Below are 11,310 nucleotides of genomic sequence, written 5' to 3'. Positions count from 1 at the left end.
GGCCACAACCGACAGCGCGATTGTGCCAGCCGAGAATAGTTTGAGGAAATGCCTGTACCGCATGATCAAATCCGAAATCGCCTCTTGCCGTAGTCGCCCCTGGCTCCGTAAGATTTCATTACGCGATCGCCAGCATATGGTCCGACCCTCAAAAACCGGACCCCATTGTTGCGGTGCTATTTACTCTATGTGACGCCAAGATGGCAAAGTGCCTGGCGATCACAATTGCAAGGCAGCGGCCAACACCCGCCGTCCCAACAGCGAGATGGAACCATCATGCCAATCCTGAACCGTGCCGCCGAAATGCAGGACGAAGTTGCCGGCTGGCGCCAGCATCTGCACCAGACGCCAGAACTGAACTTCGACGTCTTCAAGACCGCCGCCTTCGTCACCGAAAAGCTGAAGGCCTTCGGCTGCGACGATGTGGTCACCGGGCTCGGCAAGACCGGCGTGGTCGGCATCATCCGCGGCCGCCAGGGCGAAGGCCCCACCATCGGCCTGCGCGCCGACATGGACGCGCTGCCGCTCAACGAGATATCAGGAAAGCCCTACGCCTCGACCATCCCCGGCAAGATGCATGCCTGCGGCCATGACGGCCACACGGCGATGCTGCTGGGTGCGGCCAAATACCTCGCCGAGACGCGCAACTTCACCGGTTCGGTGGCGGTGATCTTCCAGCCGGCCGAAGAGGGCGGCGGCGGCGGCAACGAGATGGTCAAGGACGGCATGATGGAGCGTTTCGACATCTCCAGGGTGTTCGGCATGCACAACATGCCGGGCCTGCCTGTCGGGCAGTTCGCCATTCGCCCGGGCCCGATCATGGCGGCGACCGCCGAATTCACCATCACCGTGCGCGGCAAGGGTGGCCACGCGGCGATGCCGCACGGCACGATCGACCCGATCGTCATCACCAGCCAACTGGTCGGCGCCTTGCAGACGATCGCCTCGCGCAGCACCGATCCGGTCGAGGCCGTGGTGGTGTCGGTGACCAAGTTCCACGCCGGCGATGCCTACAACATCATCCCCGAAACCGCCGAAATCGCCGGCACCGTGCGCACCTTGCGAAAAGAAATCGCCAAGAAGTCCGAAGAGCGCATCCGCAGCATTTGCGACGGGCTGGCGACCGCGTTCGGGGCCAGGATCGAGGTCGACTACCAGGCGAATTACCCCGTGACCTTCAACCACGCGGAAGAGACGGTGTTTGCCGGTGACGTCGCGATGAGTGTCGCCGGCGACGCCCATGTCCACCGCGGCATCCAGCCGGTGATGGGCGGCGAGGATTTCTCCTACATGCTCGAAGCCCGCCCCGGCGCCTTCATCTTCATCGGCAATGGTGATACCGCCGGCCTCCACAACCCGGCCTACGATTTCAACGACGAGGTCATCCCGCACGGCATGAGCTACTGGGTGAAACTGGCTGAAACCGCGCTGGCCGCCTGACAGCGGCAGCGCAAAGCCGGCCGAATTGCCTTCGGCCGGCCTCTTGGCGAAACGATCCGAAGCGGCTATGTGTCTGGCCGCGTGGTCCCGTAGCTCAGTAGGATAGAGCGGCAGATTCCTAATCTGTAGGTCACAGGTTCGATTCCTGTCGGGATCACCATGCTTTGCATCAGCTTAGCAAATTGACGTCGTACTTTTCGCGAAACAGTACGACGAATTCTAATCTCGGCGGGAATGCATCACCGAACAAGGAACGATCAGCTTCGCTACGAAGAGCGGGCACTACAATGGCCCTTTCGTCTGGCCGAAGGCTGCCTGCAGGATCATTAGGAGCTGATGGTTGACCGTGGTGCGCTGTGACCTAGCTTAAAGTTCATGATGGACAGTCCTAAGCCCGGAAATGGCGAATTGTCCGCACCGGCGAACTCTCGCGAGGTTGCTATGCAGAGGCGCAAACCGGCGTTTCAGAGCCCTGCATGCGTCCTTGGTCGGCCATTGCCCGCTACGGAATATCAACTGGGGCGATCTATCGGTACGCGACCGGCGCCCCGCCATCCGCAACAATTCGCAAGGACCAGAAGGATCCCGAAGAAAGCGACGCTCCGAGAGCGGTAAGGCCTTGGCGAATACCAAGGCGAATGACCAGACATCGCTTTATGAACTTGGCAATACCACCAGAACGCACGGGCACGGCAATGCCAAATTATCTTGCCGAAATGTATGCAAACGACGTAAATCTGGCCATTCTGAGCGCAGTGGTGACGCTTGCATCGGTGGGCGTCTATCTTGTGCTCCGGCGTATCCTTGCCGCGGTGCGACGGCGCCGCCTTGCAGCGTTTGACGAAGGCAGATCCGGTATCGCCGACGAGGCTTCTTGGGAATGGGAAAGCCCGGCCGGACTTGTCGCCGGGCCTGCTTCTTCCAAGGCTGCCAACCCCTTGCATGCGGTCGGCCTGAATGTTCGGGCTCAAAATTCCAACTACTCTCGGTTCGGAGTGCGAATCGAACATTTCGCCGCGACATCCGAACCCAGCGGGAGCTCGTCAGTGGTCGAGACCGGTGCTCCTGCACCGAACAGAGTGCAGTCTGGCCGGCTTGCAGCATCCATCAGCGCGATCGCGGAACGTGGGAAGCGGATTTGCGGGTCGGCACGGGACCAATTGCGCCATAAGGCTTCACCGCCAAAAATTGCTCCGTTGGCCTATGCTGCGGATCGCGGTTTGAATTTCACAGCTCAGATGAGAGATCCCGACCCGGCCATGGCGCCTGCCTCAAACCCTGTCGTTCGCAGGCCGATCGTTCTTGTATCGCGCTTGGGTCTCGCCGCCATTTGTCTGGCTGCGCCGATTGGCTATGCGATGACGAGACAAATCTGGGTCGAAAGCGCTTCCGCCATCTCGCAAACCCAAGACCAGGCCCATCGAGACCTTTCGCGCCCGTTGGGATTTCAGGCGAGTGCCGAATTGCTTGGCCCGGATCTCACGGCTAACCAGGCGCAAACCGGGACGGATCGTGCTCAGGCTGCCGCTGCGAGACAATTGGCCGACCAGGAGCACCGGGCGGCGGAAGGCGAGCGTGCCAGGAGCGCCGCTCTGCAGGGAGCGCTCCTCGAGGCGAGCAAGCAGATCCACACGCTGAGGGCAAGCATGGCAGCTGCCGATGACGCGCGCGAGGAGCGGTTGCGCAATGAACTCGCGGCAGCCCGCACCCTTGAGGCGTTGCGGCGCATTGCGGGAGAGGCCGGCACGATGCTGAGCGAGGGCGCCAGCTATGTCCTTAAGGAGATGCCCGCTGCTCATCTCGAGCAGGAGCAAGCCCAAAGGCAGGCGCGCGATTTCTCGCAAGCGCGCGTCCAAATTGAACAGCTTGAGACCGAGGCCGCCAAGGATCGCGCCACGGCCAAGGCTTCACTGGCGCAGGCGAGCGGCATACTCGACGACGAGCACCGGAAGACGGAGCTGCTTCGTGGCGATCTCGCCGAAGCGAAACTGGCCAATGCCGCACTCATGAAGCGTACGGCTGCGGCTGAGCGCGAACGGACCGACGCGGTCACAGCGAGACAACAAGTGGAGCAGACCGCAGCTGACACGGAGCGAACGCTCGCACGAGAACGCGCTGCAGCAGCAGCAGCCGTTGAGGAGCTGAAAAAAGCTCGCATCGAGCGCCAGGCGGCTGAACTGGAGCGAGCCAAGGCAGTCTCAGCGAAAGAGCGTGCCGAGCAGGCCGCAACCGAGACGGCACAGGCCCTGGCACGGGAACGTACTACAGCCGTCATGAATCGTGAGGATCTCGACAGAGCACGCATCGAGCGCGAAGCCGCCGCCCAAGCTCTTTTGGTGCGTGTCGCTAAACTTCAGGAGGCTCTGGACGAGCAACGCCAGGCCAGTGTTTCTCTTGCCCGCGACTTGGCTGCGGCGCGCGGGGACAACGACAGGCTCAGGACCGAGCGCCGCAGCGCGCAGATCGAACCGCCCCTGAAGCCGCGTTCTGGCCGCGCGGCAGCCAGCCAGGTGAAGGCCGTCAGCAAGAAGATTGGCAAGGTTCGCAACCCTTCGCGGATGACCCGGGTGCGTTCGATCACACTTCCTTATTCGCTCTTGCCAAGACACGTGACACCGCAGTGATTTCCGATTGCGCGGTCGCTTCCGTGGAAGGCCATTTTTGATGCCCCGCACCCCTTCGTAACACACCCGAGGCCTGCTGCCATTTCGGCCAAAGATGAATGGCCTCTCGAATTCACCCTGCTTCATCAGCGAGAGTGTTCTGCGCGATGCGCTATGTCAGACCGATCACGCTGCCTGTCGCGTCCAATTCGCATTGGATCGCCGCCTGCCGCGTTTCCACGCTGCCTTGCCGCGCATAGTCGATGCTGACCTCGATGGGGGCCGAGATCGTCGCCCGACTCAACTGATGTACGAAGCCCGCGCTGGTGACGCGCACGCTGGTCGCCCCCAACGGAGCGGCGGCCGACTCGATGGCATCATGGCAGGCCCGAACGACATTATCCGGGACGCCCGGCAGCGCCTCGGTTCGGCTGACTGTTGATTGAGTCTTGCTGTCGCTGGGAGGCTGGAGAGCGGCCGGGAAGTCGAGCGACTGTCCGCCCCTTGCGGACGCAACAGCAGTAGCGGTGGCCGAACCTACCGTCCCCGGGGCTGTCGTAGTGCCGCTGGTGCTGGTCTCGCTGTCGTCCGCCGACGAACTGGAGCCGCCGGGATCGTCGCCAGTCCCTTTGTGCGAGCCGCCCTCGTTGCCGCCGGCGTCATGACCTCCACCGCCCCCATGGTCACCAGAACCATGGCCGCCGTTGCCATGCCCTCCGCCTTGCTGACCACCGGTTGCAGCTCCTGCGCAAACTACCGCGATCGAGCAAGCTAAGACGAAATACGCACAGGTGAATCCACGCGATTGACGCACGACGACCTCCATGGATGCGTCGGTCCAACCGTCTTTCCGCGGCGTGCAGTCAGAACGGCGCGAACCGCCGCTGCCCCCGAGGCAACCTCGCGATTGCCGCGCCCCCGAAAGAACTAGGGGATCAATCCGGTCTATCAAGGATACCTGGCCGGCAAGCACCGATGAGAGGGCGCTTGGCTGGCGAGTGCCGTATCATTCATGTCGAGGCCGACCGTCTGGATGACGCCGCAGACGCCTTCATGACCCAATGACCGGAGTCCGAGGAGTGGCCTGGCCGAGGCCCCGGCGAATGCAGAGATCAGCGAATACGCTTACCGCGCCCAGGTCAGCGCACCTCCTCCGAGCCATCGGCGACACCCACGCGATGTCGGGTGGGATGGCCTCCAAAAGGCCTCCGGAGGCACGAAAAAGCTTCGCTTGAGCACTCGCCGCGATGGCGGGCCAGACGGATCACCCCGCTTCAGCCGACCCGCACGACAAAATGCTTCGTCACCGGCTCGATGATCTTCCAGGTTCCCTTGAAATCCGCTTCCACGACGAAGGCATCGCCGGGGCCGACCTCGACCGGCGTGCCGCCGTCCGGCGTGATGATGATGCGGCCGGCGATCATGTGCACGAACTCATAGTCGGTATAGGTGGCGTGATAGGTGCCGGGCGTCGCCCGCCAGGTGCCCGACAACACCTTGCCGTCCTCGGTCGTGTGCTGGACGGCGGTTTGCATGGTCGGCCTGCCCTCGACGACGATCCAGCCAGCCAGATCGCCTGCGTCCGCGTGTTCGACGGTGCCGAATTTGAGGATTGTCTCGCGTGTCATGTGCTGAACTCCGTTTGGGGATTGCGTGGCGCTGTTTGCCTGGCCGGTCAGATAACCGATGCACCTGCCGCGAGCAATGCCGGCGCCATACGGCCGGCACCTTGGCTGACGGTGCATCAAACAAAAACCCGCCTGTGCGGCGGGTCACTGGCGCAAATCAGCACCATAGGCAAAAATGTACCATAGCTGAGGTCACCGAGTCAAGAAAAAATTCCTATCGCGAAAAAGCTGGCGGCGCAAAAGCTGCCAGCACTGGCTGCCACGAGGCCGTTTGTTGATTTGAAGTCAGAGCCCTGCCATGCGGCGCACGCCGCGCCCTTCGGCTCTCGAAGGGCGGGTCAGGGTTTGTGGCGCGCCGAAACGAGTTCCGCCTTGCGCCTTGCCGTCTCCAGCCCGAGCCCGATGAAGGCGTGCGCGTGCTTGGCCAGCGCCATGTTGTCCGTCCACAGATTGCGCCAGATGGCGGTCTTCTTCGACAGGTGCTCATCGACGATTTCCGAAGAGAAGGATTCGAAGCTGAGATCGTCGCTGTAGCCGATCGCCGTCAGCGCATCGAAGATCGCGGCGAAATCGATATTGCCGGTGCCGAGGAAGCCGCGATGGCTTTCGCCGATATGGACATAGCCGATCTTGTCCGCGGCTTGACGGATGGCCAGCCCGACATCGGCCTCCTCGATGTTCATGTGGAACGTGTCGAGATGCAGGAAGATGTTGTCCGAGCCAGTGTCCTCGATGAAGGCCAGTCCTTGCGCGGCGGTGTTGAGCAGATTGCTTTCGAAGCGGTTGACGATCTCGAGGTTGAGCGTGACGCCGGCCGCCTTGGCTGTTTCGGCAACCTTGGCCAGCGTGCCGGCACTGCGCTGCCATTGATCGCGCGTCGGCGCCTCGACCTGCAATCCGTGGCTGGTCGAGAGAATGCCGGCGACCTTCCGACCGCCGAGGTCACGCGTCAGCGCGATGGTGTCGTTGAGGATTTCGACGCCGCGCGCGGCAATTGCCTTGTCGGCGCTCGAAATATCGCCATCACCAGGCAATCCGATGCTGATCGCCACGCCGAGGCCAAGATCGGCGATGCGCCCCGCAAGCCCGCCGATGTCGACATTGGCGGGGTCGAGATAGGAGAATTCGATGAGGTCGAAGCCGGCCTCCCTGGTGTTGGCCAGCGTGCGCTCCAGATCGGCCTGAGCCGAGCTCGCCGACCAGACGAAAGAATGGATTCCAATACGCGACATCATCGTCTCCGGTGCTGACAAGGTGCGGCCGGGTCATCCCGGCCGCACCGGTCTTGGGAAGAATTTAGCGGGCTGCGGTCCAGCCCTTGTAGTCCTTCAGGTTCTCGGCCGTGATCAGCTTCGGGTCGAGCAGAACGGTCGGCTCCACCGGCTTCTTGCCGGCCAGCAGTTCGGCCGCCATCGTCAGTGACTGGCCGGCCATCACATAGGGATCCTGCGAGGCCGAGGCCTTGATCATCGAGGTGCCGGAAGAGAGTTCCTTCTCGATATCGGGCGCGCCGTCGACGGCGGTGAAGATGAACTCCGAACGGTTGAGCTGCTTGGCAGCGAGCTGGGCGCCGATCGCCGTCGGGTCATTGATGGCAAACACCGCATCGATCTTGTCGAAGCGGGTGAGCAGCGACTGGAACACCTTCAGGCCGCCGTCGCGCGAGCCTTCGGCATTCTGGTCGTCGGAGAGGATCTTGATGTCGGGATGCTGCGAAAGCACGTTCTTGCAGCCCTTCACCCGCTCCAGGATCGACGACGATGCCGGTCCGTTGAGGATGACGTAGTCGCCCTTGCCGCCGGTATGGTCGACCAGGTACTGGCAGGCCTCTTCGCCGGCCTTGACGTTGTTGGTCATCACGGTGACGTCGGCGCCCGGCGCCGAAACGTCGAAGGCGGCAACGACGATACCTGCGGCCTGTGCCTTCTTCACCGCCGGCGCGATCGCCTTGGCGTCGACGGCATTGAGCATGATCACGTCGACACCGGCGGCGATGAACGAATCGACCTGCGAGACCTGCTTGTTGAGGTCATAGTCGGCCGATACCGAGGTCACCTCGACCTTCGGGTTGATCTTCTTGGCCGCGTCCTCGATGCCCTTGATGGTGGCGACGAAGAAGGGATTGCCGAGCAGGCCGACCGAGATACCGACCTTGTTGAGGTCCTTGGCCGAAGCAGGCGCGATGGCGAGCGACGCGAGTGCGACGCCGCAGAGCAGTTTGGCGATGGTCTTCATTGCTTTCCTCCGATTGCCCCGCGCCTCTCACGGTGCGTTACACAAACCGGTCGTTGACGCCGGCGACTAAGGTCAATCACGTTCTTGCTCCTGCCTGGAGCCTGTAGCGGTCGAGGGCGACCGCCACGATGATGACCAATCCCTTGATGATGTACTGCCAGATGTCCGAGACACCGGCCAAGATGAGCCCGTTGGAGAGCACCGCGATGATCAGGCCGCCGATCAGCGTTCCCCAGATCGAGCCGACGCCGCCGACGAAGCTGGTGCCGCCGAGAATGACCGCGGCAATGGCGTCGAGTTCGTAGGACTGGCCCAGCTGCAAGCCGTTGGCGGCGTAGAGCCGGGCCGCCGACATGGCGCCGCCGAGGCCGGCCAGCAGGCCGGAAACGCCATAGACGAAGAGCAGCACCAGCGGCACCTTGATACCGGTCAGCCGCGCCGCTTCGGCATTGCCGCCGACGGCGTAGATCCAGGTGCCGAGCACGGTGCGCTTGAGCACCAGCCAGGACAGCACCACCACCGACAGTGCGATGATGACCAGCCACGGGATGCCGAACAGCGAACCGTTGCCGATGAAATCGAACGGCAGGTCCGAATTGAACACCGTCGTGTCCTGGCCGAGCAGGCGGGCGACACCGCGCACCGCGGTCAGCGAACCCAGCGTGACGATGAAGGGCGGCAGCTTGATGTAGGCGATGAGCAGCCCGTTGACGAGGCCGAAGCCGAGGCCGACCAGAATGGCCGCCGGCACGCCGAGCAAACCCCAGTCCGGCACCAGCGATACGATCACCGCCACCATCGCCGATGCGGCGAGGATGGCGCCGACGGACAGGTCGATGCCGCCGGTGAGGATGACGAAGGTCATGCCGGCCGCCAGCACGATGTTGATCGACGACTGCTGGGTGACGATCAACAGGTTGGTCTCGGTCAGGAAGCGCGGGTTCAGGAACTGGAAGCCGGCCGCCAGCAGGATCAGCACCGGCAGCATGCCAAGGGCAGCGAAAGCCGTGCGCAACCGTCGGCTCGTGCCGGTGGCTTTGCCGCCTGCGCTGATCTCGGTCGCCTTGTCGGTCATTGCTGAGCCGCTCCCGTTGCAAGTTCCATGATTTCCTCCTGGCTTAGCGGTTCGCCTTGCGATGCCGTCACCTCGCCCGATATCGTGCCGTCGCGCATCACCAGCACGCGATCGGCGACACCGATCACCTCGGGCAGTTCGCTGGAGATCATCAGGATGGCGATGCCCTGCTTGGCGAGATTGTCGATCAGCCGGTAGATTTCCGATTTCGCTCCGACATCGACGCCGCGGGTCGGCTCGTCGAGGATGACGACCTTCGGCTCGGTCTCGAGCAGGCGGGCGAGCAGCACCTTCTGCTGGTTGCCGCCCGACAGCGAGCCGGCATTGGCCTGCACCGAACTGGTGCGGATGGAGAGATCGGCAACGGCCTTGGAAGCACGCCTTTCGGCGGCCGCGAAGTCGCGCAAGCCGCCGGCGCGCGAATCCCGCGCCAGCACGCCCATGCTGATATTGTCGGAGGTCGACATGTCGAGGAACAGGCCGAGTTCCTTGCGGTCCTCGGTCAGATAGGCGATGCCGGCATCGAGCGCCTCGCGCGGCGAGCCGATGGTTACAGGTTTGCCGTCGAGTTCCAGCGTGCCTGAAATGTGCCTGTCGGCGCCGAAGATCAGCCGCGCAAGCTCTGTGCGGCCGGAACCGACCAGACCCGCCAGCGCCAGCACCTCGCCCTTGTGCAGGTCGAACGAACAGTTTTTCAGGAGACGGCCGTCGGACATGGCGCGCACCGAGAGCGCCACCGCGCGCTTTTCGTCCGGCGGCCGATGATCCTTCTTGTAGAAAGCCGACAAATCGCGGCCGACCATCATCGAGACGAGGCGCGAGGCACTGAGGTCGGCACGCTCGAGCGTGCCGACATAACCGCTGTCGCGCAGCACGCTGACGCGGTCGGCAAGCTGGTACACCTCTTCCATGCGGTGGCTGATGTAGATGATGGCGATGCCTTGCGATTTCAGCGTCGCGATGACCTCGAACAGCCGGTCGGTCTCGCGCGAGGTCAGCGACGTGGTCGGCTCGTCCATGACGATGATACGCGCATTGGTCGATAGCGCGCGGGCGATCTCGACCAGCTGGCGCTCGCCGAGCGACAGGCTGGAGACCATGTCGCGGGCCGAAAAGGAAACGCCGAGCCGCTTGATGATCTCGCTGGCGCGCCGGGTGCACTGGTCGCGATCGACGATGCCGAAGCGTCGCGGCTCGTTGCCGAGGAAGATGTTCTGCGCCACCGTCAGATTGGGCGCCAGCGACAGCTCCTGATAGATCACCGCGACGCCGCTGGCGCGCGCCTTGATCGGATCGCCGGTCGCAGTCGGCATGCCGTCGATCAGGATCTCGCCGCCGGCATCCGGCCGATAGGCGCCTGAAAGCACTTTCATCAATGTCGACTTGCCGGCGCCGTTCTCGCCCATCAAGGCGTGCAGCTCCCCGGCATGGACGCTGAGCGAGACATCGTGCAAGGCACGGATCGCGCCGAACGTCTTGGAGATGTGCCGCATCTCCAGCACCGGCTGGCGCGCCGTCTCGGCCTGGGCAATCGCACTCATCGCGCACCTCCCACTGCCGCACCGGCGACGCCCTGGTCCATCGTGGCGTCACGCCAGTTGCTGCGATAGCCTGCCAACCCGGTGAAACGCGACGCGTGCACCGGCTCTGGAACTTCGGCGGCGAATTCGCGCCCGACGCTCTCGAAGGCGAGCGCCGCTGCACCCGTGGCGCTGCCCTCCAGCGTGGCGCCCTGCAGGAAAGCCTGGCCGGGACGCAACTGCGCCAGCAGTCCGGCCAACACACCGCCTGTGTTCAGCCCGCCATCGACGATCACCGTGTTGTTCGAATGGATGAGGTCGAGCGACAGATCGACCATCAGCGCGACGTAGAGCAGCGCCGCCGCCGCGCGTTCCTCGGCATCGGGCGTGCGCCCCACCAGCCGGCCGGACTGACTGGGCATCGGCCCGCCTGGCGCGAAGCTCGGCAGCGCCATGATGCCGGCATCGATCACCTGCTGCACCACCGGACGGGCGATCTCGCCTTGCCAGCCGCCGCTGATGGTTGCGAATTCGCGCCCGCCCATGAAGCGAATGGTCGGCACCGGGCCGCCGCCGACATCGACATTGACCAGCATGTCGCGATCCCGGTCGAGTGCGTCGAGCGGGCAATCCGGATTGAGCACGACGACCCAGGTGCCGGTCGAAACGACGGTGACCGGGCCAAGCTCCTGCCGGCGATAGGCATAGAGCGCCGCATTCGAATCATGGACGCCGTTGTGGATGGCGATCGGTCGCGCCGCAGCGTCGAGGCGGTGCTCGCCGATAACAGTGCCGGCGCGCTCGAAGCC

The 11,310-nt window shown here is 63.6% G+C and carries 8 protein-coding genes, 1 tRNA gene and 1 pseudogene; 3 read left to right on the top strand and 7 right to left on the bottom strand.

The features are described from left to right. Window positions 1-276 precede the first annotated feature (276 nt). The 3 genes from EN991_RS09130 to EN991_RS40820 all read left to right on the top strand — a co-directional run bounded on the left by EN991_RS09130 (window position 277) and on the right by EN991_RS40820 (window position 4,064). Complete coding sequence (locus EN991_RS09130) at window positions 277-1,440, top strand: M20 aminoacylase family protein (protein WP_013529349.1); 1,164 nt, start codon at window positions 277-279, stop codon at window positions 1,438-1,440. Between the two features lie 83 nt (window positions 1,441-1,523). Beyond that, window positions 1,524-1,600: transfer RNA gene (locus EN991_RS09125), tRNA-Arg, on the top strand. Between the two features lie 478 nt (window positions 1,601-2,078). Then, window positions 2,079-4,064, top strand: coding sequence for a hypothetical protein (locus tag EN991_RS40820; protein WP_245460927.1), 1,986 nt, complete (start codon window positions 2,079-2,081; stop codon window positions 4,062-4,064). A gap of 151 nt (window positions 4,065-4,215) precedes the next feature. Here the strand turns inward: EN991_RS40820 and EN991_RS09115 are convergent, their stop codons facing one another. From EN991_RS09115 to EN991_RS09085, 7 genes and pseudogenes are all read right to left on the bottom strand, one after another. After that, window positions 4,216-4,869 (bottom strand): hypothetical protein, encoded by a 654-nt coding sequence (locus tag EN991_RS09115; protein ID WP_127368609.1) that lies wholly within the window; start codon window positions 4,867-4,869, stop codon window positions 4,216-4,218. Window positions 4,870-5,317: 448 nt separating this feature from the next. Beyond that, entirely contained in the window at window positions 5,318-5,671 is a 354-nt protein-coding gene (locus EN991_RS09110) for a cupin domain-containing protein (RefSeq protein ID WP_024503728.1), read from the bottom strand. Window positions 5,672-6,009: 338 nt separating this feature from the next. Beyond that, the gene (locus tag EN991_RS09105; protein WP_127368608.1) at window positions 6,010-6,903 is read right to left on the bottom strand and encodes a sugar phosphate isomerase/epimerase; all 894 of its coding nucleotides are present in this window, start codon (window positions 6,901-6,903) and stop codon (window positions 6,010-6,012) included. Window positions 6,904-6,967: 64 nt separating this feature from the next. Continuing rightward, on the bottom strand, window positions 6,968-7,906 hold the full coding sequence (locus EN991_RS09100; RefSeq protein ID WP_127368607.1) for an ABC transporter substrate-binding protein: 939 nt from the start codon (window positions 7,904-7,906) through the stop codon (window positions 6,968-6,970). A 76-nt stretch (window positions 7,907-7,982) separates the two neighbouring features. After that, on the bottom strand, window positions 7,983-8,981 hold the full coding sequence (locus EN991_RS09095) for a ribose ABC transporter permease (RefSeq protein ID WP_127368606.1): 999 nt from the start codon (window positions 8,979-8,981) through the stop codon (window positions 7,983-7,985). Continuing rightward, entirely contained in the window at window positions 8,978-10,522 is a 1,545-nt protein-coding gene (locus EN991_RS09090) for a sugar ABC transporter ATP-binding protein (protein WP_127368605.1), read from the bottom strand. Before EN991_RS09090 ends, EN991_RS09095 begins: the two co-directional genes overlap by 4 nt. After that, window positions 10,519-11,310, bottom strand: a pseudogene (locus EN991_RS09085) (carbohydrate kinase); the annotation flags it as partial. The pseudogene EN991_RS09085 and the gene EN991_RS09090, both read right to left, overlap by 4 nt.

It is taken from the genome of Mesorhizobium sp. M7A.F.Ca.US.005.03.2.1 (genome assembly GCF_003997795.1).
GTDB lineage: Bacteria > Pseudomonadota > Alphaproteobacteria > Rhizobiales > Rhizobiaceae > Mesorhizobium > Mesorhizobium ciceri.
The sequence above is the reverse complement of the archived record's forward strand: the minus strand, read 5'-3'. Positions and strand labels throughout refer to the sequence as shown.